The organism is Peribacillus frigoritolerans, assembly GCF_040250305.1.
Taxonomy (GTDB): domain Bacteria; phylum Bacillota; class Bacilli; order Bacillales; family DSM-1321; genus Peribacillus.
Window position 1 is genome coordinate 2,231,045 of sequence record NZ_CP158190.1, and the last position, 23,977, is coordinate 2,255,021.

A 23,977-nucleotide genomic window follows, 5' to 3' on the forward strand; every position below is an offset into this window, starting at 1 on the left:
TCAAGGAGGGAAATAAACTATGTGTAAAAATGAAAAGGCCGTTTCTGAGATGGACTGTTGTGTATTGTGTCGTGAAGAATTAGCTATTATGGAGCGAAATCGCAGCAAGTGCTGGAGTTGTCAGGATAAGATAACCGAGACTTACGCTGATGATCATATTGAAGTTGAGGATTAAATAATTCAGTAGTTTCGTAACAGGATTTGAACTATACCCCGGATAACGGACACACATAAAAAAGTGTCCCTTATCCGGGTTTTCTTTGTTCAATAGGTTTAAAGAGTATGGAAGGAGGATTTCCATGAGAAAGAATATATATACTCTGAATTTCGGATTAAAGAACTTAAAAAGAATCCAACTATCATAAGTGCTTCAGAGCGGCCTATCTCCTAAAATCATGAATTTAAAACAAAAGCTGTTAAGGAATAGAATAAGGGGAAATCCCCCTCTCAAATTTTCTTGGAACATGGATTTAATTTCGAAATAATTGGTAAGGAACAACCTAAGCGTTGTCTACATCGCTGGTATGATACCTTTGAAAGGGTTTGGTGAGGAAGGCTTTTCTTACGGAACACAGTGGAAAAGGAAGTATAAGACGCCCTTCTTCCAAGCCACTGTTTGTAGAGGGTCAACTTAAGAATGCCGAAGCGTGAATCAAATTCCTTGAAGCAGAAAATGAGTTTCTAAAAAACTGGAAGAGTTAGAAAGGCGGGCAGTAACAATTGTGGGGTGGATGATTGGGAATGGGGTCACTGCTTACCAATAAAAAGATTAAGAAAATAGTAGGTGAGAACAAGTTCTTTGAAAAGCAATTTTTAAGTGGAGAATTGGAAGTAGAGCTTGTTGATTTTACTGAGGGAATGTTTCTTGCTGAAACTCAAGAAGGTGTTTCACTTGATGAAGTGATGGAAAAGACAAGTGGTGAAGGGGATCGCCAAAAGGCTTCTATTAAAAGGTAAAGAGATAACACTGCTAATGTCTGTTAGGGTAGAGATAGATTTTAAAGAAGAGAAGCTTTTCGCCACCTTGAGACGAAGAGCCTTCTCTTTTTTTCTTTTAATTCTTAATGATTTCTGATTTTAAATAATGAATATATTTGTTGGCAAAACTGGACAAATGTTTATTCTCTGAACGAACTAATCCTAAAGAAATATTTACAGTCGGGTGATACACCAAATCAATTGGAACGATATCGCCATTAATGATAAGGGGATAGTTTTTCATTACGAAATCAGGAGCAAATGTAATTGCCAAATTTTCATTGACTGCTTGGAGAACTCCATCCATATTATTTGAAGTAAATAAGATTTTCAAGGGCTTATATTTATGAAAGAATTCTTGTACAAAATACTGCATAAATTCACCCTTATATGTCACGAGAGTTTGATCAAGTATATCATGCGGAGTTATAGTACCAAGGATGGCTAAGGGAGAATGCTTAGAAACATATACTTTCTGCTTCCCTTCGATTAATGCTTCAAAAGCTATTCCTTCCATGTTTATGTTCAAATCACTTGAATACGTAATCAGTCCAATGTCAGTCTTGTGCTGTCGAACATCTCCAATTACAGCAGATCCACTTTTATCGGAAACCTCCAAATTTACGTGCGGATAATCATGTCTAAACGATGCTATCGCTTTTACCAGGAACGTCATCAATCCAGGTAATGACGAAATTTTTAGTTCCCCCACTTCCGTGGAATTCAATAAGTTAGCAGTCTCTTTTATTTCCTCAAGTTTTTTTTGTACTTCATAGGCGAGTTTCAAAATGATTCTTCCTTCATCGGTTGGGACAGCGCCGTGTCCCCGTGACCGCTTAAGAACTTTAATCCCCAACTCCTTTTCCAAGTTGGTTATGGACTGGCTGATGTTGGATTGGGTCACATGTAGATTCTGTGCTGCGATAGACAGAGAACTATATTTTGCGACTTCTACGATATATAGTAATTGTTCAATATTCATGACTGTTCTCCTTTTTAATATTAGTAATACTTACTTACCACATTAAAATCTTTAATTTTATTTAATTATAATTTATTAGTATAATCAATATCAATAATATTTTAAAATCTTTGAATATTCAAAAAAACAGGAGGGGAACTAGAATGTCATTAAACCAATTGTTTGATTTAAATGGTAAGACAGCAATCGTTACCGGAGGCGGCAGCGGGTTAGGTCGTGTAATGGCACTGGCGTTGGCAGAAGCCGGAGCAAACGTTGTTGTATGTTCACGGCGTTTAGAAGTTTGCGAAGCAGTTGTAAAAGAAATCGAGGCGTTAGGAAGACAGGCACTTGTTCTATCATTGGATGTCACAGATCGGGAATCAGTCGTTCAAGGTGTAGAAAAAGCGGTAACTCATTTTGGAAAAATCGAAATTTTAGTCAACAGCAGCGGAACAGTTTTTGAGTCACCTGCTACGGATATGCCTTTAGAACAATGGCAAGCTATGCTGGATACAAATTTGACAGGAACATTCTTGATGTGTCAGGCAGTTGGAAAACATATGATTAACAACGAATACGGTAAAATCATTAATATTTCTTCTAGTATCGGCTTTAAAGGTGTTGACCCGGAAGCTGTGGATTCTGTCGGATATACAACCAGTAAGGGTGCAGTCATGACTTTAACGAAGGATCTAGCAGTTAAGTGGGGCCGGCATGGAGTGTATGTAAATTCAATTGCTCCTGGAGTTTTCACTACAGGAATGAATAACCCAGAAATACCGGGAACACTTGTACACAAAGCAGGCCCTTTCATCGCTTCACAAGTTCCAGTTAGAAGATTAGGCAGTGACAATGATTTGGTAGGTGCACTCCTTTACTTTGCTTCAGCAGCATCTGATTATTGTACTGGACATATATTGACTCTTGATGGTGGACTTGGGGCTAAGTAAATTTTATCCAAATAAGGTGGTTGCGTAAATTAATCATACTTAATTGCAATTAAAAAATATCGATTTTACTTAATTGATAATTAAGAATATACTGAAAATAACAAATTTGAAACTATTTAATTTGCTTGTTGATGAAAGAAAAACAATAAGCGAATTTAATAAATATTTATTGAAAGAGGGGATTTTAAGTGAGTAATTTAAAAGATGTAAAAGAAGTAGAAGTATTTCATGCAGGTAATGTTAGTGTAGATGAATTGCCTTGGATTCCATATTTTGGAGATGCGAAATTTAAATTGCTTAAAGCCAACCCTGTGACAGGACAGACGGTTACGTTGTTATGTGTTCCTGCGAAAATGCAGCTTCCGGCCCATTTCCATCCTGGAACAGTCATTGTTTATACCGTCCAAGGGACTTGGAGATATCTCGAGGAGCCTTGGATCTCCAAACCTGGTGACATGGTTTATGAGCCTGCAGGCTCCAAACATACGCCGATAGCTGTAGGGGATGAAGATGTTATCACCTTCAATATTGTAGAAGGAACATTGGACTATTTGGGTGAAGAAGGAGAAATTGTTGCCAGAGACAATTGGGAAACATTCCTGAGAAAATACTATGAACATTGTGCGGCTGAAGGAATTGAACCAATTGATGTGACTAAATTTTAGTTAGATTTATAAAAAAAGAGAAGCCCGGCGTCCAATGACGAAGAGGCTTCTCTTTTTTCTGGGCTATCTCTTTTGATATTAATAATAATAATTTATATATTAAAATTTTTAATTTTATTTAATTAAAACTTATAAGTATAATCGTTAATATGATAATATTTTAAAAATTTTTAATATTCTCATTTAATAAAAAATAACGTTAGGAGGAATAATGATAAATGACAGCAGAGACGGTTTTGATTACTGGTGCTACAAAAGGGATTGGATATGAATTCACAAAAGTTTTTGCAGAGCAATGTTACAACTTGGTATTAGTTGCCAGAGATTCGGTGTTGTTGGGCCAACAAGCCGAGAGTTTAAAAAAGGAATATGGCGTGCAAGTAAATACTTTTGCCGGCGATTTGAGCAGTTATACAACGGTAGAGGGCTTGCATCGATACTTGAAAAGCGAAGGAATCGACATTGATATTTTGATTAATAATGCTGGAGCTGGCGGATTAGGGTTGATGACGGAATTGGATATTCAAAAAGAAATGGAATACCTGCAGCTCAACATGATCTCTCTCACGTATTTGACAAGACTTATTGCGGATGACATGGTGAAACGAAAGCAAGGTAAAATTTTAAACGTGGCTTCAACAGCAGCCTTTCAGCCAACCCCACGGATGTCGATGTATGGGGCCAGCAAATCTTACGTCTTATTCTTTACGGAAGCAATTGCGGAAGAACTTAAAGGAACCGGAGTTCAAGCTTCTGTATTATGTCCCCCTTCAACCAAAACGCCGCTTACGCAAGGGTTAGCTTCAACAAGAACAAAAATTTTCATTAAGAACTTAATAGAACCTCAAGTTGTTGCCAAGTGCGGATATGAAGGGTTAATGAAGGATAAAACTGTGATCATTCCAGGCTTTAAAAATAAACTCATGGCTAAATCTGTGGGATTGCTGCCAAGGAAATGGGTAACCATCTATTCCCGAAAGCTTATCGAACAAAAAGTGTAAAAAGCATTAAAGTCCTATACTTGACAAGGTTTGGAGCTTTTAAAAGTAGTATCTTTATAGATTTACGATGACAAATGGCTTACATAGTTTTTCTGAAGAAATCATGTTTGGAATAATGAAATCAAAAAAGGGGATTAATAATGAATTTTTTATTATCTAAGGAACATCAGATGATGCAAAAAATGGTGCGAGAGTTTGCTCTAAACGAATGTGAACCTACTGCTGCTCAACGTGATGAAGAGGAATATTTTGATATCAAGATTTGGCACAAGCTGGCGGAACTTGGTTTATGCGGCATACCTTGGCCAGAAGAGTACGGAGGTGCAGGTGCCGATTACTTGAGTTATGTGATCACGGTAGAGGAATTGTCTCGGGTGGACGCTTCAATTGGGACCGCACTTTCCGCACATACATCGTTAGCCGGATGGCCGGTTTACAAGTTTGGAACGGAACATCAAAAGCAAAAATATTTACGGGCAATGGCGGAAGGAAAAAACATGGGTGCGTATTGCTTGACGGAATCTGGATCCGGATCTGATGCCAGTGGAATGAGAACAACAGCCGTTCTAGACGGAGATGAATGGCTCTTAAACGGATCGAAGATTTTTATCACCAACGGAGGCTATGCCGACACTTATATCGTTTTCGCACAGACCAACTCGACACTAAAGCATAAAGGCATATCTGCGTTTATTGTGGAAAAGGGCTTCCCAGGTTTCTCGGTAGGAAAGAAGGAAAAAAAGCTAGGCATTCGCTCTTCCGCCACGACAGAGGTCATTTTTGAGGACTGCCGCGTTCCAAAGGACAATCTTTTAGGCCAAGTGGGTGAAGGGTTCCAGATTGCCATGATGACTCTCGACGGCGGTAGGAACGGAATCGCATCCCAAGCTGTTGGAATCGCTCAAGGGGCATTTGATAAAGCTGTCGCATTTGCAAAGGATCGCGTCCAATTTGGCAAAACGATTAGCTCACTTCAAGCTATTCAATTCAAATTAGCCGATATGGCCACAAAAATTGAAGCTGCCCGTTTATTGACATATCAGGCAGCTTGGCGTGAGGATCAAGGAGTTCCTTACGGACTTCACTCTGCCATGTCCAAACTATTTGCTGGAGACACTGCCATGGAAGTAGCGGTGGAGGCTGTTCAAGTATTCGGCGGATATGGATACACAAGGGAATACCCGGTAGAACGATATATGAGAGATGCTAAAATCACCCAAATCTATGAAGGGACGCAAGAGATTCAGCGTCTTGTTATTGCCGGAAATCTGCTTAAAGCATAGAAAAAACTCAAAATTAACGAAAACAGGAATGGTAATCAATTAAAAACCGGCGAATGGGCTTGCAAACGTGAAAGATATACTTGTGCACGAGTTAGAGCCATACAGCGTGACAGTGGGAAAAGGAAAAATAAAAGAATTGATGATTGCAATAGGAGATGATAACCCATTTTTCTACAGCCTGGGGTCAGCTAAGGATGCCGGTTATGATGGTACTCCTGTTCCGCTCACTTTCTTGCAAATCATTGATTACCATGGCAGTTATGGCTTTCAAGAGAAAATGGAGGTTTGTTGACAAAGTGGTAGAGAAAAAGGGCTGATAACGTAGTTGTGGGTAAAGTACAGGTATAAAACAGTGAAGGTGACATAAAAGTCTCTGGAATTTTTGAAGCGGTTTTGCCATGAAGCGATTTGTAAATCCAACCTTATAGCTCGTTGCCGACCCGAATTGATGGAACACAACCGCTTGAGGAATTGGCGGATGTGCAGGTGCTGAATATTGAGATTATTCACTTCAAATCGGTCAGACTGGAAAAGTCGTAAACCTTGATTTGTCCATTGCTTGTGGAATTTCAGGTGCCACTCAGCATTTAGCCGGGGTATCTGACTCTAAAGTTCTCGCTGAGATTAACAAAGATCCCGAAGCCTATATTTTTCAAGTAGCGGACTGCGGTAATGTGGGGGATTTGTTTGAGTTGATTCCGCTTATAACGAGGGAAATTAGAAAAGTATTAGTAAATCCTTAAACAGATCTGGAATAGAACATGTATTACTCCTGATTAATAAGTGCATCTCTTCTCAATAAAAAATCTGCTATCAATGGAATAATTGATAGACAACACTTTTGGAAAGGAAACTGGATATGTTTAAAAAGGTTCTTATTGCTAATCGAGGAGAAATTGCTGTCCGTGTCATTAGGGCGTGTAAGGAAATGGGGATATCAACAGTCGCTGTATATTCTGAAGCAGACCGTGAAGCTCTGCATGTACGTCTAGCAGATGAAGCTTATTGCATTGGACCACATCTATCATCCAAGAGCTACTTGAATATGACAAATTTGTTAATGGTTGCTCAAGTATCACATGCAGATGCTATCCATCCTGGCTATGGATTTTTAGCAGAAAGTGCGGAGTTTGCTAATATATGTATTGAAAACGATATCATTTTTATTGGTCCATCACCTGAGGCAATCAGTAAGATGGGGGCGAAAGCGGTAGCGAGGGAAACGATGGAAGCCGCTGGCGTACCAATTGTTCCAGGTACGGATGGGATTATTGAAGACATTGAGGAAGCTGAGTTTATAGCAAGAAGTATCGGGTATCCCGTTATTGTTAAAGCCACTGCTGGTGGTGGTGGAAAAGGGATGCGGGTTGCTGAATGCGAGGAAGAGTTAAAAAAAGCAATTTCAATGGCGCAGCAAGAAGCAGCTACAGCTTTTGGTAATGCAGGTGTTTATTTAGAAAAGTACATTGAAGAGCCTCGACATATTGAAATCCAAATTATGGGTGATTCCTTTGGTAATGTCGTGCACTTAGGGGAACGTGATTGCTCAATCCAGAGACGCCATCAAAAGCTAATTGAAGAAGCGCCATCCCCTGCACTTGATGAAGAACTAAGGACGAAAATGGGTGAGGCGGCATTAAAAGCCGCGAAGGCCGTACAATATTCAGGTGCAGGGACGATTGAATTTTTACTAGATAAACATAAAAACTTTTACTTTATGGAAATGAATACCCGTATTCAAGTTGAACACCCAGTTACAGAACTTATAACAGGAGTAGACCTAATCAAAGAACAATTACTAGTTGCCTCAGGTCATAGGCTATCTGTCAAACAAGAAGATATTCATATCAATGGTTGGGCCATCGAATGCCGGATTAATGCAGAAAATCCTGATAAAAACTTTATGCCATCCCCTGGGAAAATTCGATTATACCTACCTCCAGGTGGATTTGGAATCCGAGTCGATAGCGCAGTTTATCCAGAATATACGATCTCACCATTTTATGATTCGATGATTGCCAAATTAATCGTACATGGAAAGAATCGGGAAGAAGCAATTGCAAGGATGAAGCGAGCCTTAAGCGAGTTCGTCATTGAAGGAATTGATACAACAATCGCTTTCCACCTTCGCTTATTAGAACATCGGGATTTTAAAGCTGGTAATTTTAACACGAAATTTTTAGAGATGAATGATTTAACGGCTTCCACTAAGTAACTAGTAGTGATTTGAAGTATTCAGTAGCACTAGCTTATTTAGTAAAGAGAAGAGGTAATGGTGAAAAAACAATTTTTGGGAATTGTTGATGAGATTGACCGGATAATCGGGACTGAGAAATCTGAAATGAGTAAGAAAAAATAACAGAAAATAAATTATAGAAGGAGTTTTTATTATGTTTAAAATGAATGACATTAAAGAATTAATTCGGGCAGTGGACCGTTCTTCAATTGGAGAATTAACGATTAAAGGTGAAAATGAGCAGCAAATATCGATTAGTAAACAAATGAATGTCGGACAAGTAGCGCTTATCGATGAAACACAAGTCCCAGCGACTATTCCTGTCGCACCTGTGAAAGTGGAAGCCGCCCCCATTCAAAAACAGGAAGGAATACAAACATCATCGACTGAGGAAACATCGGTTCATAAAATTACTTCCCCAATGGTGGGAACATTTTATGCGGCTCCATCACCTGATTCTGATGTCTATGTAAGAGTGGGAGATCAAATAAAGGAAGACACAGTGCTATGTATTGTGGAAGCCATGAAGCTTATGAATGAGCTGGAAGCGGAAGTTAGTGGTGAAATTGTTGAAATCTTTGTGGAAAGCGGTCAGGTTGTTGAATATGGTCAGCCCTTGTTCCTCGTAAAAACAGCATAAGCAATAAACTTTAAACATGATAGGAGAGGACTCACGGCATGGATATGTTCGATAAAATCGAGATCATGGAAGAGCGTCGGGAAAAAGTGAAGCTGGGGGGCGGTTATACACGGATTGATGCCCAGCATGAACGCGGGAAGCTTACTGCTAGAGAGCGTATCGAAATATTAGTGGATGAAGGAACATTTGTTGAAATAAACCCATTCATAGAAAATCGCGGCCTTGAATATGGATCAAGTGAGGCTCCTGGAGAAGGGGTTGTTACAGGATACGGTAAGGTTGGTGGGTGCCTCATTTTCCTTTTTGCTCAAGATTTTACTGTTTTCGGCGGAGCCCTTGGCGAAATGCATGCGACGAAGATTACCAAAATCATGGACTTAGCAGCGGAGAATGGAGCACCTATAGTCGGGTTAAATGACTCAGGTGGAGCACGAATTCAAGAAGGTGTTTTATCACTAGACGGATATGGACACATTTTCTATCGAAACTCCATTTATTCAGGCGTAATCCCACAAATATCCGTGATTATGGGACCCTGTGCCGGGGGGGCTGTTTATTCTCCTGCGATTACAGATTTCGTTTTCATGGTAGAAAAAACAAGTCAAATGTTTATTACAGGTCCAAAGGTAATTGAGTCGGTAACGGGAGCAAAAATTAATAGTGAAGATCTAGGTGGCGCGTCCGTTCATTCCACAATTAGTGGAAATGCCCATTTTACTGGACCAACAGAAGAAGATGTATTAAACCAAGTCAGGAGATTAATTGGTTACTTGCCATCAAACTATGAAGAAAAGCCACCTTACAAAGAGCCAGTAAATAATATTCCTTTAGATGAAAGAATCGATGAACTACTTGATGTTGTCCCGATTGATGGAACGAAGGTTTATGACGTTCGTAAGGTGATTCATTTAATTGTCGATGATCAAAATTTCATGGAAGTTCAGCCGAAATTCGCTAAAAACATTGTCGTTGGCTTTGGCCGTATAAACGGCGATACAGTCGGTATTATCGCAAATAATCCGAAGATGATGGCTGGTGGCCTTGATATTGATTCATCTGACAAATGTGCTCGCTTTATCCGATTCTGTGATTGCTTTAAGATTCCGTTAATTACATTTGAAGACGTGAGTGGGTTTATCCCAGGAATTCAACAAGAGCATGGCGGGATAATCCGGCATGGAGCGAAAATTTTATATGCCTATTCGGAAGCTATGGTTCCCAAAATTACCGTGATTCTTCGAAAAGCATATGGTGGGGCTTACGTTGCCTTAAACAGTAAAGCAATCGGGGCAGACTTAGTATTTGCTTGGCCTAATGCAGAAATTGCGGTTATGGGACCAGCTGGAGCGGCCAATATCATTTTTGCAAAAGAGATTAGTGAAAGTATAGATCCGGAGGCCTTTAGGCAAGAAAAAATCAATGAATATCGCGAACGGTTTGCCAATCCTTACGTCGCATCAGCTAATGGCATTGTTGATGATGTAATTGACCCGAGGGATACGAGAAAAAGTATCGCTAGTGCATTGGAAATGCTAAAAAACAAGAAGAAAGCACTACCTAAGAAAAGGCATGGAAATATCCCTTTATAAATCTTTTCTATAGGTTATGAACTACCTATATTAATAGAAGAAAAACGTGTAAAGACGACAAATGAAAAAACCGCCTACCGTTAAATGGTTTAGAAGGGAGAGAGCGATAGCATGGTGATTGATGCTTACCGCAACTTAAAATGGATAAAAAAATAGTGGACCAATTTTCAGAATTTGAGATCCCAAGTTATGAACAGTGGCGTGACCTAGCAGAAAAATCTTTAAAAGGAGCTTCTTTTGAAAAAAGACTCATTACAGAAACATATGAAGGAATTTTACTTCAGCCGATGTATCGAAAGGAGGATGCCGCCAATCTTCCTTTCCTGCAGTCTTTGCCAGATATGGCTCCTTTTACTCGCGGCACTAAAACGCTTATAAATGGATGGGAAATCAATCAGGAAATCAATGTTGGAATACCTACTTCTTTTAATAAAGTAGCACGGCATGACCTTAGCAAGGGGCAAACCTCATTAAATATAGTCCTTGATACACCAACGAAACGTGGGATAAATCCGAGTGAAGCTACTTCAGAAGTAGGGAAAGCAGGACTATCGATTTCAGGGGTAACCGATATAGCCGATGCACTAAAAGATATTGACTTTGGAAATGTTCCTATTCACGTAGGTGCTGGGGCAAATTCATTGCCAATCCTTGCTTTGATTATCGCTCATCTAGAACAGTCCGGACGACAAGTGGAGGAATTACATGGGTGTATAGGAATGGATCCAGTCGCGGAACTGGTAGCAAATGGAACATTGGCTTACGAGTTGAAAGATTGTTATACATTGATGGCCGACATAACAAAATGGGCAAATGAGAATACCCCCCATTTACAAACAGTTATAATTCATGGAAATGTCTATCATGACGGTGGAAGCAGTGCGGTTGAAGAATTAGCTTTTTCATTATCAACAGGTGTCGAATATTTACAAGCACTAACTTCCCAAGGAATTGATATAAATAAAGCCGCCAGCAGTATCCGTTTTTCGTTCTCAATCGGTTCCGCTTATTTTATGGAAATTGCCAAACTTCGGGCCGCAAGAACTCTTTGGGCCAGAATTGTAGAAACGTTTGGTGGGAATGAAGAAGCCCAGAAGATGACGATGCATGCAAGAACATCTGCATGGACAAAAACTGTTTTTGATCCCTATGTGAATATGCTGCGTGCTACAACAGAAGCATTTTCTGCAGCAGTCGGTGGAGCTGACAGCATTCATGTTAGTTGCTTTGATGAAGCGATTCAAAAGTCCACCGCTTTTTCACGACGAATTGCACGGAATGCCTCCATTATTTTAAAAGAAGAAGCTCATATTGCGAGGACAATCGATCCAGCCGGTGGCTCTTGGTACGTAGAAGTACTGACAAATGAGGTTGCCAAAAAGGCATGGGCACTTTTCCAGGAAACAGAGAGAAAAGGTGGGATTATACAGACATTAATAAAAGAATTCCCACAAAATGTGGTTCAACAAACAGCTTCAAAGCGAGTGAGGAACATCGCTCACCGAAAAGATATTTTCGTTGGAACCAATTTGTATGTGAATTTGGCAGAAAAAGAGGTAGATTGGATAGCGTTAAATGAAACGCTTCTAATTAATGATCATATTAAAAAAGTAGTAGGCCGAGCACATATATCGGTAGGAAGTTTATCCGTAAGCTCAAATAAAACAGAGACCGCAATCCAAGCAGCAAAACAAGGTGCATCATTAGGTGAAATAGCCAAAGCAACAGGTAGGAAGTCAGAAGCTGCGGTTTGTGTTAAAGCAATCAAGCCAACCAGAGGTGCACTTCAGTTTGAAGAACTTCGTCAATCCATTGATGAAATGGCAGAGAAAACTGGAAATCGACCAATTGTATTTCTAGCAAACTTAGGACCTATTTCAGATCATAAAGTGCGAGCAGATTTTGCTACAGGATTTTTTGAAGTAGGGGGTTTCGAAGTTATTCAAAACAATGGATTTGGTTCTATAAAAGAGGCAGCCGAGGCAATCGTTGCATCCATGGCAGATTATGTCATCATTTGTGGAAAAGATGAAGACTATCAACAAGCTGCCATTCCACTTGCAATGTCTATTAAAAAAACGGATGCACAAATAACCGTATTATTAGCAGGAAAGCCTAGCGAAGTAGATGAAGTCAGATTTAAAGAGGCTGGAATAACTGAATTTGTTCATGTTGGCTCCAATTGCTATGACATATTAAGTCAACTTCTACAGGAGAAAGGAGTTCCGGTTTCATGACAAAACCAGATTTTACCCAAGTAGCATATACAGATGAAATAGAAGGAGAATTTAGCGAGTGGAGTAAACATGCCGAGAACCTTTCTGGAACGCATTTTGATAATTTAGCTTTTCCGACTTATGAAAAAATTGATGTAAAACCTCTTTACACAAATATGGACACAATAGGAATGAATCATTTGGATTATGTGGCGGGGATTGCACCATTCTTTCGAGGTCCCTACCTAGCTATGTATAAATCACAACCTTGGACGGTTCGTCAATATGCTGGCTTTTCTACGGCGGAAGAAAGTAATGCGTTTTACCGCAGAAACTTAGCTGCAGGACAAAAAGGGCTTTCGATCGCCTTTGATTTAGCTACACATCGTGGGTATGATTCGGATCATCCTAGAGTCGTTGGCGATGTGGGAAAAGCCGGCGTTGCCGTTGATTCCATACTAGACATGAAGATTTTGTTTGATGGAATCCCATTAGACCAAATGTCTGTTTCAATGACGATGAACGGAGCTGTCCTGCCAATCATGGCTTTTTACATCGTGGCAGCTGAAGAACAAGGAGTTCCCCAAGAGAAGCTTTCTGGAACAATACAAAATGATATATTAAAAGAATATATGGTTCGAAATACGTACATTTATCCTCCAGAACCGTCAATGAAAATTATAGCAGATATCTTTGAATACACATCCAAGCATATGCCGAAATTTAATTCCATTAGCATCTCCGGTTATCATATGCAAGAAGCAGGGGCTACGGCCGATATAGAGTTGGGCTATACCCTTGCAGATGGATTAGAGTATGTCAAAACGGGTTTAAAAGCAGGGATTGATATTGATCGATTTGCTCCACGTCTTTCCTTCTTCTGGGCAATCGGAATGAATTACTATATGGAAGTGGCTAAAATGCGCGCAGCTCGTTTAATTTGGGCGAAGCTAATGAAAAGGTTTTACCCGAAAAATGAGAAGTCGTTAGCACTTCGAACCCATTCGCAAACATCTGGATGGAGCTTAACAGAGCAAGACCCATTCAATAATGTTTCACGTACATGTATTGAAGCCATGGCTGCAGCTCTTGGTCATACACAATCACTACATACGAACGCACTTGATGAGGCGATTGCCTTACCGACCGATTTTTCTGCCCGAATAGCTCGAAATACCCAACTATACCTTCAGGATGAAACGGGGATAACTAACGTATTGGACCCATGGGGCGGCTCCTATTACGTGGAGTCACTTACAGCTGACTTACTTGAAAAAGCCTGGGAACATATTGAAGAAATCGAAGCACTTGGCGGAATGGCAAAAGCCATTGAAACAGGCCTGCCAAAGATGAGAATCGAAGAAGCGGCTGCTAGAAGACAAGCGCATATTGATTCTGGTAAAGAATCGATCATTGGAGTGAATAAATACCGTTTAGAAAAAGAGGACCCTCTTGAGATTTTAGATATTGATAATACAGCTGTCCGTGAAGCACAAGTTCGCCGCTTAGAGCAGCTCCGGGCAGAAAGAGATAAAGCAAAGGTGGAAGCAGCACTTCAAGCGTTTACAAAAGCGGCTGAAACTGGAGAAGGAAACCTCTTAGAACTAGCGGTAAATGCAGCTCGCGCTAGAGCGAGCCTAGGAGAAATTTCGAATGCATACGAACAAGTAGTAGGGAGACATTCAGCAGTTATTCGTTCGATTAGCGGAGTGTACAGTGCAGAGTTTGGGGAAGAGGAACAAGTGAAAATTGTCCGTGAAATGTCCGATCAATTTGAAGAGAACGAAGGCCGGCGCCCTCGAATTATGATTGCCAAGATGGGCCAGGACGGACATGACCGTGGAGCTAAAGTGATTTCGACTGCATTTGCAGACCTTGGATTTGATGTTGATATTGGCCCCTTATTCCAAACCCCAAAGGAAGCAGCCTTACAGGCCGTGGAAAATGATGTACATGTTCTAGGGATGAGCTCTCTTGCTGCTGGTCATAAAACATTACTTCCCCAAATCGTGGAAGAGCTGAAGCGTTTAGGCCGTGAAGATATTGCCGTCGTGATTGGCGGTGTTATTCCTGCTCAAGATTACAGTTACTTAATAGAAAAAGGAGCAGCTGCAATATTTGGACCAGGAACGGTTATCCCGATTGCCGCACAACAGGTTATTGAAGAATTAAATCGTCGTCTCGGATTGGTCACTTAAATGACAGAAGAAGAAAGCATTCAATCCAAGCAACTCTTATCGCAAAGACGAAGACACCTTACGGTTGATTATTATGTGCAGGGTGTGATGAATGGAAATCGTTCAATTATTGCTCAAGCGATCACCTTAATTGAAAGCAATTTACCCAAACACTTGGAAATGGCACAAAAAGTGCTGAAAGAACTGATGCCATATACAGGAAAATCAATTCGAATCGGCTTTACAGGCGTTCCTGGGGCTGGTAAGAGCACGTTAGTTGAATCCTTTGGTATGATGCTCTGTGAGCAAAATCACCGTGTAGCGGTATTAGCCATTGACCCAACTAGCAGTGTAACTAGAGGAAGTATTCTAGGTGACAAAACACGAATGGAACATCTTTCTCGCCACCCACATGCATATGTTCGACCATCACCGTCAAGTGGGACGTTAGGAGGGGTCACTAGAAAAAGCCGTGAAACCCTTCTTATTTGTGAGGCAGCAGGGTATGACGTAATAATCGTCGAAACCGTCGGAGTCGGCCAAAGTGAAATAACCGTCCGGTCCATGGTGGTTTTTTCCTAGTTATTATGCTGACTGGTGCAGGGGATGAGCTACAAGGAATGAAAAAAGGGGTGATGGAATTAGCTGATGCTATTTTCATTAATAAAGCGGATGGCGAAAACAAACAAGCTGCCATGAATGCAAAGGTGGAATACAATCGCCTCCTTCATTTCTTACAGCCAATTACCAAGGGTTGGGAAACCAAAGCATTTACTGTGTCTGCCTTAACAGGGGAAGGCGTATCTCACATTTGGAAGGTCATTCAGAAATATAAACAAGTTACCAGTAGGAATGGATTCTTTGGAAAAAGAAGAAAAGAACAAATGATTGACTGGGTTCATTCTATGATAGAGGACCAATTAAAGGCGAGATTTTATGGTAATCCATCAATGAAAAAAAACATGACTAAAATGGAAGGATTGCTTTTTAACGGCCATACTTCTCCCACACTCGCAGTCCAACAATTATTCAACATTTATGATGAAAATGGATAGGAAAAAGAAGGAATGCGTACGCAATCAATTGTACTCTTGCAACATTTATTTTGACGTTTAAATTTAATTAACGGAACATTTAAAATATACAATATACCGTTGATTAATATCATGTCCCAATAACGGTATAAAGTCAGAAGGTAAAATAAAATGGAAAAGATGTTTTTCGTCCATCAAATCGAATCAAACAACCTTCAATAAAGGAGAATGAATTATGAGTCATGTTTATATTTTAGGTGGAGCCAGGACGCCATTCGGGAGTTTTGGAGGGGTATTAAAGGATGTTTCTGCCATCGATCTTGGAGTTATCGCAAGTAAAGGAGCCATTGAAAAAAGTAATATTTCAGTTGATGAGGTTGAGCATGTTTTTGCAGGGAATGTGATACATACTTCGAAAAATGCCTCCTATCTATCCAGGCATATTGCTTTGAAAGCTGGGGTTCCAATCGAGAGCCCCGCTTTAACTCTCAATCGTTTATGCGGTTCTGGATTGCAAGCGGTCGTTTCGGCAGCTCAGTCGATTATTTTAAAGGATGCTGATGTCGCCCTAGCCCTGGGCACCGAAAATATGAGCCAATCTCCTCACGTATTACGAGATGTCCGCTTTGGTACGGGTTTACAGGCTCCACAAATGGACGACATGCTTTGGGCGACTTTGAGCGATGAATATATAGGGTGTGGGATGGGAGTAACAGCGGAAACTCTAGCTGAAAAATATGAACTAACCCGAGACGATCAAGATAGTTTGGCTGTCCAATCACACCAAAAATCAGCAAAGGCCCAACTGACGGGACGATTTCAACAAGAGATTTCCCCTGTCACGATATTCACCAATAAAGGAAAGGAAATAACCATTTTAGAAGATGAACATATTCGCCATAATGCTTCAATTGAAGCATTAGCGAAACTGAAACCAGCCTTTAAAAAGGATGGGACCGTAACGGCAGGTAATGCCAGTGGTATTAATGATGGGGCAGCTGCCTTAATACTTGGAAGTGAATCCTTCCTACAAAACAATCACAATGTGAAACCACTGGCAAGAATCATATCCTGGGGGATTGCGGGGGTAGACCCAAATATTATGGGCATTGGACCAGTTCCTGCTAGTCAATTAGCTTTACGGAAAGTAGGCCTCAATATTGAAGATATCGATTTGTTCGAAATCAATGAAGCATTCTCTGCCCAGTATCTTGCAGTAGAGAGAGAGCTTGGATTGAAACGGGAAATAGTAAACGTCAATGGTGGAGCAATCGCATTAGGTCATCCAGTTGGGGCCAGTGGAGCTAGAATTATATATTCATTGGCCCAAGAGTTAAGGAATCGAGGAAAGAGGTTTGGACTAGCCTCCCTCTGTATTGGAGGAGGACAAGGAATCTCAGTAATCATTGAGGCTCTATGAACATGTGAATAAAATAAAACGAGGTGATGGTTATGAATAGTTTACAGCTACAATTCCAGAAATAAATTATTTGGAGCAGCCTCATAATTCATAGATGAAAGGATAATGAGATTCTATGTTTCTAACAGGTCATATTTGCACCAGGATCTAATGGTAGGCCTACAAGCTTAAAGGACCATCTCAGATGGTCCTTTAAGCTTTAATAATCAAAGTTGATGATTTAGATCACATTATCCTTACAAATAGATCTAGGCTATTAGTTGGATTCCGCATTTATTACTTTTGATTAAACTGCACAGAGGTTAACAATAATAAAAAATGTATGCCAGCAAGATTGTGAGTTTTTATAGGTCTTTTGTCAAACAAGTATGGATAAGCTTCTTTAAGATCATATAATTGATTTTTTTTGGAAGAGTTCGACATAAGATAACGACTCGTCCTGAGTAGCCTTACTTATATCTATATACTTAGATATGTCATCTATAGTAAGTTGATAAAACTTGCCTTACTAATAATGGGTTTTAATTTAGTGATTTTTTTTTGAATTAAAACAGATACCCATTTAAACCTGTGCCGAAAAGATCGAATTCAGGATCTTTTGACTGAGTTATTGGAGGGGCGTCGGATCGCTCATTAGGAGAGTTGATAGCAGCTCCACCTTCAAAAGACTCTACAGAGGTTTCGTCATTCTCTTTATTCAATGGGTTTTCAATCATACTCATAATCATCTCCTTTTTTATCAGATTAACGAAATTATTAATTCCCTAAATATTTTAATTTTATGCTAAAAAATATGACGACTTGAATGCGGTGAAATGACCTGTTAAGACCTTGTATGCAACAAACAAGGAGTTACTCCCACTATCGAAGGTATACTTCAAGAAATCATGGTAAATTTAAATTCGAAAAATAGTGAAATAGCATTTGAATTTGAGTTATTTGGGCGAAACCCTACAGATATTATTCAAAATTTCAACAAGGAAAATTACGATATTGCTATGATCCATGCATCTATAATGAGTTAAATAAAGAAATAAATATTCGGTTTGAACATATTCTGACGGACATATATGTATTGCAGTGTGTAAAAATTCACACTTTTATTCTTTGTTAAAGACTAATATACGATAACGATGATAAAAGAACTGATGTAATAATAATGGCAATAAGTGGACGTATTGCTTTTGTACGTAATTCTTTCAAGCAAATATTTAATCCTAATCCAGTCATTGACATGGTTAACATAAATGATGTGAAGTCTGAAATATAAGACATCACTTTTTGTGATACCAATACCTTATTACCAATGATATAGCTTCCCACGAAACTCATAACGATAAAGCCAATTAAAAACCATGGAAACTCGAATCTTGCCTCCCCTTCTATTTTTCCTTTCTTTTTCATCCAAAGCATGAGGATAAAGCAAACCGGAATTAATAGGAATACTCGTGTAAGTTTGGCAAGTAATGCGTGAGCAAGAGCATCCTGTCCTGCCGGGGCAGCAGCTAATGCAACATGGCCTATCTCGTGCAGGCTGATTCCAACCCAATTTCCGTAGTTCATAGGACCAATTGATAAAAAAGGATATATTAACGTATAGATTATTGAAAACACTGTACCGACTAATGCGATGATGCCTACTCCCATAGCCGTATCTTCATCTTTTGCTTTTATAATTGGCGATACGGCCGCGATGGCAGCCGCACCACAAATGCCTGTGCCGACACTTAATAATAAAGAAAGATTAAAATCTGCCTTCAGCCATTTTGCAATGATCATTAGAACAGCAATTGAAAAAATGATCGTTATTGTCCCTCTTAGCAATAGGGGGAAACCCTGATGAAATATCACAATCATGTTAAGCTTTAAACCATAAAGTATGATGGCAAATCTCAATAGTATTTTTGATGAAAATTGAATACCAGTACGTAATTTTTGTGGATATCCAAAAACCTGTCTGTAAATCACAGCTAGTAAAATGGCACACGCAAGAGGACCGATATGATTTAGACCTGGCAACGCTGCCAAAATAAAACCTAACACCGCTATGATCAATGTAAAACCAATTCCAGAAATCAAAGAAACATTTAGCTTTTTTGCCGCTTTTTTTTGCTTATTTGGACTGGGAGTTATTAACGCTTTTTGTTCCAATCTTTTTCAACCCCTTAGTTGGATTATTTATAATTTATCGTAACTAATGTTTTGCGATAAGGAAAATAAATGATTATTATAGTTATAATAAGTAAATACGATAGTGAGAAGGGGAACATATGGATCAACTATTATCTGTATTTATATCTGTAGCTGATAAAAGAAACTTTTCCAGAGCAGCGGAAGAGCTTCATTTGACTCAGCCTGCAGTCAGCCAGCAAATTCAACAGTTGGAAAAACATGTAGGGGCAAAATTACTTCTGCGAACAAACAAATCTGTCCAGCTAACTAAAGCAGGAGAAATAGTCTATTTACATGCTAAAGAAATAACAGGTTTATATAACCGAATGTCAATGTTAGTGAATGAATTAAATAACGAGCCAACAGGACCATTAAAAATTGGTGCCAGCTATACCTTTGGAGAGTATGTATTACCACATATACTTGCAAGAATGAAAAACCTATTTCCTAATATCCTCCCTTCGGTACAGATTGGCAACACAAGGGATATAGCCAAGGCAATCACAAGTCATGAGATTGATGTAGGAATTGTAGAGGGGGAAATTTCGCTTCGAAATATATATATAAAATCGGTTTCCACCGACAAAATGTATATCGTGGCAGGGGGGAAATATCCAATTTATTTCAATAAGGAAGTTACACGGAGACAGGTGGAACAAGAGAATTGGATTGTCCGAGAAGAAGGTTCTGGTACAAGAGAGGCAACAGAAACATTATTTCAATCTTTACAAATACGTCCTTCCAAGCTAATGGAGTTCGGCAGCACACAACTTATAAAAGAAGCAGTTGAAGCCGGGCTTGGCATTAGTTACTTATCTGAACTTACTGTAAAAAAAGAAAGAATGCTTGGTACCATTCAAGTATTAAATGTAAAAGGGACACCGATAAAAAGAAATTTTTCAGTTATAACAGAATCTGAGGAATTGCATACGAAATCTATGAACTTATTTATTGAATTAATAGAAAAATATCTAAAGAACCAATTATTGCAATAGATCTATTTGATATATTAACAAAAATATAAAAACCCCGGATAAGGGACACACATAAAAAAGTGTCCCTTATCCGGGGTTTTTTATGTTTCAATAAGTGTAATGAGAATGGACGGAGGGTTTCTATGAATAAGAATATATATACTGAATTTTTTCTTTAAGTTTGTCTTCAGTCTGGCTGAGGGTACATTAGTATCGCAGTGTTTTGTGTTACTTGGGTACATACTGACTAATCGTATTCTTAGCAAAAAGGATCTTGGCGGTATAGGTTCAGGATAGTCCAACTACAAAATGTGCTTTTCTTAGCTTAAGAATAGAAAACGATAAAAAACGGATAGTAATAAATAATGCACATAAACCTTTCTCTTTACATAGGGTAGGAGGGTATGGTATATTATTTTTAAGGAGGGATGGTTAATGGATGAAATGATGAGTGGGCAAGAAACGATGAATGAAGAAGATTGCTGTACGACCTCTTCCCACGGCCGAAAGAGTCATCACTCAGAAGCAGTAAAAAAGAATTTAACGACCCGGTTAAATCGAATTGAGGGTCAAATTCGCGGTATAAAGGGTCTTATTGAAAAAGATACGTACTGTGATGATGTGATCACCCAAATAGCAGCTACACAAAGCGCGATGAATAGTGTGGCCAAGATATTACTGGAAGGGCATCTAAGGAATTGTGTGGTTGAACGCCTGAATGAAGGGGATACAGAGGTTATAGATGAAGTGCTTGTAACGATACAAAAATTAATGAAAAAATAAAGGAGTAGTGGTTGAAATGGAAAATGTAACATTGAATGTAAGTGGAATGTCTTGTGGTCATTGTGTGAATGCAGTTGAAGGGAATGTAGGGAAACTTGCAGGAGTTGAAAGCGTAAAAGTGCATTTGGATGCAGGAAAAGTGGATGTAGCGTTTGATAAGGGAAAAGTATCACTTGAGAAAATAAAAGAAACGATCGATGATCAAGGCTATGATGTCGAGTAAGTTATGAGAGTGCTGTTAAGCACTTCTTTTTTACAAAGAATTATACCCCATAGTGGTATAGGAAGGCGGGGATGATGTGAGCAGCCAAATAAAAGAAACAAGTATGCAGATCACAGGTATGACTTGCGCTGCCTGTGCTAACCGAATTGAAAAAGGGTTAAACAAAATGGAAGGCGTTGAGGAAGCCACCGTTAATTTGGCTCTTGAGAAATCGGTCATTAAATATGATTCGGAAAAAGTAAGCAACAAGGACTTTGAAAAGAAAATTCAAGATCTTGGTTATGATGTAGTAAAAGAGAAAAAGGAATTTACGATTACTGGCATGACCTGTGCGGCTTGTGCTAACCGAATTGAAAAAGGGTTAAATAAGCTGGATGGAGTAAGCATGGCCAATGTGAATTTTGCGCTCGAAAATGCGACCGTCGAATATGATCCATCCGAAGCCTCACCAGCTGACATCATTCAACGGGTGGAGAAGCTGGGGTATGGGGCGGTCATCAAGGAAGATAATATGGATTCCATGGATTTCCGTCAAAAAGAAATTCAAAAACAAAAGAATACATTCATCTTTTCGGTCATATTATCTTTTCCATTGTTATGGGCGATGGTAAGCCATTTTAGTTTTACTTCGTTTATCTATATGCCTGATTTCCTCATGAATCCTTGGGTGCAAATGGCATTCGCGACCCCCGTGCAATTTCTGATTGGAAGGCAGTTTTATGTTGGGGCTTATAAAGCCTTGAAAAATAAAAGTGCCAATATGGATGTATTAGTTGCAATGGGAACATCCGCTGCCTATTTTTACAGTGTTTATCAGGCGATCATTTCAATGGGGTCCCATCACAATGCGGCACAGCTTTATTTCGAAACTAGTTCGATTCTTATCACCCTCATTCTTTTAGGAAAGCTGTTTGAAGCAAAAGCAAAAGGACGTTCTTCCGAGGCCATCAAAAAATTGATGGGGCTTCAGGCCAAAACGGCATTGGTTTTAAGGAATGGGGAAGAACGGGAAATACCACTTGAAGATGTCATCGTAGGAGATACGATTTTGGTGAAGCCCGGTGAAAAGATACCTGTCGATGGAGAAGTAGTCGAAGGGAACTCTGCCGTCGATGAATCCATGTTAACGGGTGAGAGCATTCCTGTGGATAAAACAAACGGGGATACTGTAATCGGTTCAACATTGAATAAGAATGGGTTTCTCAAAATGAAAGCGACAAAGATCGGAAGGGATACAGCTCTTTCCCAAATCATCAAGGTGGTTGAAGATGCTCAAGGTTCCAAAGCTCCGATTCAACGTCTTGCTGACCAAATTTCCGGTGTTTTCGTTCCAATTGTTGTCGGGATTGCCCTTTTAACTTTTCTGGTTTGGATGATATGGGTTAGCCCTGGAGAATTCACCCCGGCTTTTGAAGCGATGATTGCAGTGCTAGTCATAGCCTGCCCATGTGCTTTAGGTCTGGCCACTCCTACATCGATCATGGCAGGATCAGGTCGGGCCGCCGAATTCGGTATACTATTTAAAGGCGGGGAACACTTGGAAACCACTCACCATATAGATACGGTCATTTTGGATAAAACGGGAACAGTAACGAATGGTACCCCAGTGTTGACCGATGTCCTCATCGAAAACGGTATGGAGGAAGAACGGTTTTTATCTCTAATCGGTGCAGCTGAAAAACAATCTGAACACCCTCTTGCGCAATCCATCGTTCAAGGAATTCAAGCAAGACAGATATCACTTGCTATGGTTGAGGAATTTGAAGCGATTCCTGGTTATGGGGTAAGAGCTGTAGTGGATCAAAAAGTGTTATTCGTCGGAACGCGTAAATTGATGAAGCAAAATAACGTCGATATTACTAAGGCACTAACAGCGATGGAAGAACTTGAAGAGCAAGGGAAGACCGCGATGCTCGCTAGCATTGAAGGGGAATATGCAGGACTCATTGCCGTTGCGGATACGATAAAAAATACCTCGCTTACGGCGATTAAAAGGTTAAAAGCAATGGATATCCAGGTCATCATGATAACCGGGGATAATCAAAGAACAGCAAATGCCATCGGCAAACAAGTCGCCATAGATCATGTGATTGCAGAAGTCCTTCCTGAAGGAAAAGCGGAAGAAGTGAAAAAACTGCAGGCCGCCGGAAAAAGAGTGGCAATGGTCGGAGATGGGATAAATGATGCTCCCGCACTGGCACTAGCCGATATAGGAATGGCTATAGGAACCGGGACGGACGTAGCCATGGAAGCTGCCGATATCACTTTGATCCGGGGGGATTTGAACAGTATTGCAGATTCCATCCTCATGAGCAGGAAAACGATGAGAAATATCAAACAAAATCTATTTTGGGCTTTTGCCTATAATGTAATCGGAATACCAATTGCGGCAATCGGACTGCTTGCACCGTGGTTAGCGGGTGCTGCAATGGCCTTCAGTTCTGTATCAGTCGTATTGAATGCACTTCGCCTTCAACGGGTAAAGCTCTAAAATTGATGTAAGGTATAATGAAGGCTTTGCTACTGACTGAAGGTAACCATATAACGAACGTTTGGATTTTCATATAATAAAAGCCGATGATTCCTTGGTAAGAGGATCATCGGCTTTCATCTGGAATGAGCGGTGCTTTAGAATCTATACAGAGATCATGTTCGGTCGAGCTTGCCATGCC

19 protein-coding genes and 3 pseudogenes are annotated in these 23,977 nt (G+C 39.8%); 19 read left to right on the forward strand and 3 right to left on the reverse strand.

What is annotated here, in order from left to right; translation table 11 throughout:
• Window positions 1–19 precede the first annotated feature (19 nt).
• Window positions 20–175 (forward strand): hypothetical protein, encoded by a 156-nt coding sequence (locus ABOA58_RS10995; protein ID WP_158226103.1) that lies wholly within the window; start codon window positions 20–22, stop codon window positions 173–175.
• 537 nt (window positions 176–712) lie between these two features.
• Window positions 713–843: pseudogene (locus tag ABOA58_RS11000) on the forward strand (succinyl-CoA--3-ketoacid-CoA transferase); the annotation flags it as partial.
• 211 nt (window positions 844–1,054) lie between these two features.
• On the opposite strand, the gene ABOA58_RS11005 reads toward ABOA58_RS11000, so the two are convergent.
• On the reverse strand, window positions 1,055–1,960 hold the full coding sequence (locus tag ABOA58_RS11005) for a LysR family transcriptional regulator (RefSeq protein ID WP_318290926.1): 906 nt from the start codon (window positions 1,958–1,960) through the stop codon (window positions 1,055–1,057).
• A 143-nt stretch (window positions 1,961–2,103) separates the two neighbouring features.
• On the opposite strand from ABOA58_RS11005, the gene ABOA58_RS11010 reads away from it, so the two are divergent.
• From ABOA58_RS11010 to ABOA58_RS11070, 13 genes and pseudogenes are all read left to right on the forward strand, one after another.
• Window positions 2,104–2,892 carry an SDR family NAD(P)-dependent oxidoreductase gene (locus tag ABOA58_RS11010; RefSeq protein WP_350302316.1) on the forward strand — a complete coding sequence of 263 codons (789 nt, stop codon included), beginning with the start codon at window positions 2,104–2,106 and terminating at the stop codon, window positions 2,890–2,892.
• Window positions 2,893–3,080: 188 nt separating this feature from the next.
• Window positions 3,081–3,557, forward strand: a complete 477-nt coding sequence (locus ABOA58_RS11015) for a 2,4'-dihydroxyacetophenone dioxygenase family protein (RefSeq protein ID WP_350302317.1) — start codon at window positions 3,081–3,083, stop codon at window positions 3,555–3,557.
• Between the two features lie 218 nt (window positions 3,558–3,775).
• Window positions 3,776–4,558: an SDR family NAD(P)-dependent oxidoreductase gene (locus tag ABOA58_RS11020; protein WP_350302318.1), complete on the forward strand. Its 783-nt coding sequence runs from the start codon at window positions 3,776–3,778 to the stop codon at window positions 4,556–4,558.
• 140 nt (window positions 4,559–4,698) lie between these two features.
• Window positions 4,699–5,841 (forward strand): acyl-CoA dehydrogenase, encoded by a 1,143-nt coding sequence (locus tag ABOA58_RS11025; protein ID WP_350302319.1) that lies wholly within the window; start codon window positions 4,699–4,701, stop codon window positions 5,839–5,841.
• A gap of 67 nt (window positions 5,842–5,908) precedes the next feature.
• Complete coding sequence (locus ABOA58_RS11030; RefSeq protein ID WP_350302320.1) at window positions 5,909–6,133, forward strand: FAS1-like dehydratase domain-containing protein; 225 nt, start codon at window positions 5,909–5,911, stop codon at window positions 6,131–6,133.
• 208 nt (window positions 6,134–6,341) lie between these two features.
• Window positions 6,342–6,584 (forward strand): annotated as a pseudogene (locus ABOA58_RS11035) (FAD-binding protein); the annotation flags it as partial.
• A gap of 116 nt (window positions 6,585–6,700) precedes the next feature.
• The gene (gene accC / locus ABOA58_RS11040; RefSeq protein WP_350302321.1) at window positions 6,701–8,056 is read left to right on the forward strand and encodes an acetyl-CoA carboxylase biotin carboxylase subunit; all 1,356 of its coding nucleotides are present in this window, start codon (window positions 6,701–6,703) and stop codon (window positions 8,054–8,056) included.
• A gap of 175 nt (window positions 8,057–8,231) precedes the next feature.
• Entirely contained in the window at window positions 8,232–8,717 is a 486-nt protein-coding gene (gene accB, locus ABOA58_RS11045) for an acetyl-CoA carboxylase biotin carboxyl carrier protein (RefSeq protein WP_350302322.1), read from the forward strand.
• A gap of 38 nt (window positions 8,718–8,755) precedes the next feature.
• Window positions 8,756–10,306: an acyl-CoA carboxylase subunit beta gene (locus ABOA58_RS11050; protein ID WP_350302323.1), complete on the forward strand. Its 1,551-nt coding sequence runs from the start codon at window positions 8,756–8,758 to the stop codon at window positions 10,304–10,306.
• A 155-nt stretch (window positions 10,307–10,461) separates the two neighbouring features.
• Entirely contained in the window at window positions 10,462–12,543 is a 2,082-nt protein-coding gene (locus tag ABOA58_RS11055) for a methylmalonyl-CoA mutase family protein (protein ID WP_350302324.1), read from the forward strand.
• Entirely contained in the window at window positions 12,540–14,720 is a 2,181-nt protein-coding gene (scpA, locus tag ABOA58_RS11060; protein ID WP_350302325.1) for a methylmalonyl-CoA mutase, read from the forward strand. The genes ABOA58_RS11055 and scpA overlap by 4 nt, the downstream gene beginning before the upstream one ends.
• Window positions 14,721–15,754, forward strand: a pseudogene (gene meaB / locus ABOA58_RS11065) (methylmalonyl Co-A mutase-associated GTPase MeaB).
• 214 nt (window positions 15,755–15,968) lie between these two features.
• Window positions 15,969–17,153, forward strand: coding sequence for an acetyl-CoA C-acetyltransferase (locus tag ABOA58_RS11070; RefSeq protein WP_350302326.1), 1,185 nt, complete (start codon window positions 15,969–15,971; stop codon window positions 17,151–17,153).
• Between the two features lie 545 nt (window positions 17,154–17,698).
• Here the strand turns inward: ABOA58_RS11070 and ABOA58_RS11075 are convergent.
• Both ABOA58_RS11075 and ABOA58_RS11080 read right to left on the reverse strand, forming a co-directional pair.
• Window positions 17,699–17,875: a hypothetical protein gene (locus ABOA58_RS11075; RefSeq protein ID WP_350302327.1), complete on the reverse strand. Its 177-nt coding sequence runs from the start codon at window positions 17,873–17,875 to the stop codon at window positions 17,699–17,701.
• 388 nt (window positions 17,876–18,263) lie between these two features.
• Window positions 18,264–19,304, reverse strand: a complete 1,041-nt coding sequence (locus ABOA58_RS11080; RefSeq protein WP_434547776.1) for a YeiH family protein — start codon at window positions 19,302–19,304, stop codon at window positions 18,264–18,266.
• 119 nt (window positions 19,305–19,423) lie between these two features.
• Between ABOA58_RS11080 and ABOA58_RS11085 the strand changes: the two genes are divergently transcribed.
• From ABOA58_RS11085 to ABOA58_RS11100, 4 genes are all read left to right on the forward strand, one after another.
• Window positions 19,424–20,320 carry a LysR family transcriptional regulator gene (locus ABOA58_RS11085; protein WP_350302328.1) on the forward strand — a complete coding sequence of 299 codons (897 nt, stop codon included), beginning with the start codon at window positions 19,424–19,426 and terminating at the stop codon, window positions 20,318–20,320.
• 423 nt (window positions 20,321–20,743) lie between these two features.
• A complete protein-coding gene (locus ABOA58_RS11090; protein ID WP_350302847.1) occupies window positions 20,744–21,082 on the forward strand; it encodes a metal-sensitive transcriptional regulator in 339 nt (112 codons plus the stop codon).
• Between the two features lie 16 nt (window positions 21,083–21,098).
• Window positions 21,099–21,305, forward strand: a complete 207-nt coding sequence (gene copZ, locus ABOA58_RS11095; RefSeq protein ID WP_350302329.1) for a copper chaperone CopZ — start codon at window positions 21,099–21,101, stop codon at window positions 21,303–21,305.
• A 76-nt stretch (window positions 21,306–21,381) separates the two neighbouring features.
• Window positions 21,382–23,796, forward strand: a complete 2,415-nt coding sequence (locus tag ABOA58_RS11100; RefSeq protein ID WP_350302330.1) for a heavy metal translocating P-type ATPase — start codon at window positions 21,382–21,384, stop codon at window positions 23,794–23,796.
• Window positions 23,797–23,977 lie beyond the last annotated feature (181 nt).

What these genes read in the sequence shown, in the direction of transcription:
- ABOA58_RS10995 (WP_158226103.1), top strand. Translation starts at nt 20, where the DNA reads ATGTGTAAAAATGAAAAGGCCGTTTCTGAGATGGACTGTTGTGTATTG.
- ABOA58_RS11005 (WP_318290926.1), bottom strand. Translation starts at nt 1,960, where the DNA reads ATGAATATTGAACAATTACTATATATCGTAGAAGTCGCAAAATATAGT.
- ABOA58_RS11010 (WP_350302316.1), top strand. Translation starts at nt 2,104, where the DNA reads ATGTCATTAAACCAATTGTTTGATTTAAATGGTAAGACAGCAATCGTT.
- ABOA58_RS11020 (WP_350302318.1), top strand. Translation starts at nt 3,776, where the DNA reads ATGACAGCAGAGACGGTTTTGATTACTGGTGCTACAAAAGGGATTGGA.
- ABOA58_RS11025 (WP_350302319.1), top strand. Translation starts at nt 4,699, where the DNA reads ATGAATTTTTTATTATCTAAGGAACATCAGATGATGCAAAAAATGGTG.
- accC (WP_350302321.1), top strand. Translation starts at nt 6,701, where the DNA reads ATGTTTAAAAAGGTTCTTATTGCTAATCGAGGAGAAATTGCTGTCCGT.
- accB (WP_350302322.1), top strand. Translation starts at nt 8,232, where the DNA reads ATGTTTAAAATGAATGACATTAAAGAATTAATTCGGGCAGTGGACCGT.
- ABOA58_RS11050 (WP_350302323.1), top strand. Translation starts at nt 8,756, where the DNA reads ATGGATATGTTCGATAAAATCGAGATCATGGAAGAGCGTCGGGAAAAA.
- scpA (WP_350302325.1), top strand. Translation starts at nt 12,540, where the DNA reads ATGACAAAACCAGATTTTACCCAAGTAGCATATACAGATGAAATAGAA.
- ABOA58_RS11070 (WP_350302326.1), top strand. Translation starts at nt 15,969, where the DNA reads ATGAGTCATGTTTATATTTTAGGTGGAGCCAGGACGCCATTCGGGAGT.
- ABOA58_RS11075 (WP_350302327.1), bottom strand. Translation starts at nt 17,875, where the DNA reads ATGAGTATGATTGAAAACCCATTGAATAAAGAGAATGACGAAACCTCT.
- ABOA58_RS11085 (WP_350302328.1), top strand. Translation starts at nt 19,424, where the DNA reads ATGGATCAACTATTATCTGTATTTATATCTGTAGCTGATAAAAGAAAC.
- ABOA58_RS11090 (WP_350302847.1), top strand. Translation starts at nt 20,744, where the DNA reads ATGATGAGTGGGCAAGAAACGATGAATGAAGAAGATTGCTGTACGACC.
- copZ (WP_350302329.1), top strand. Translation starts at nt 21,099, where the DNA reads ATGGAAAATGTAACATTGAATGTAAGTGGAATGTCTTGTGGTCATTGT.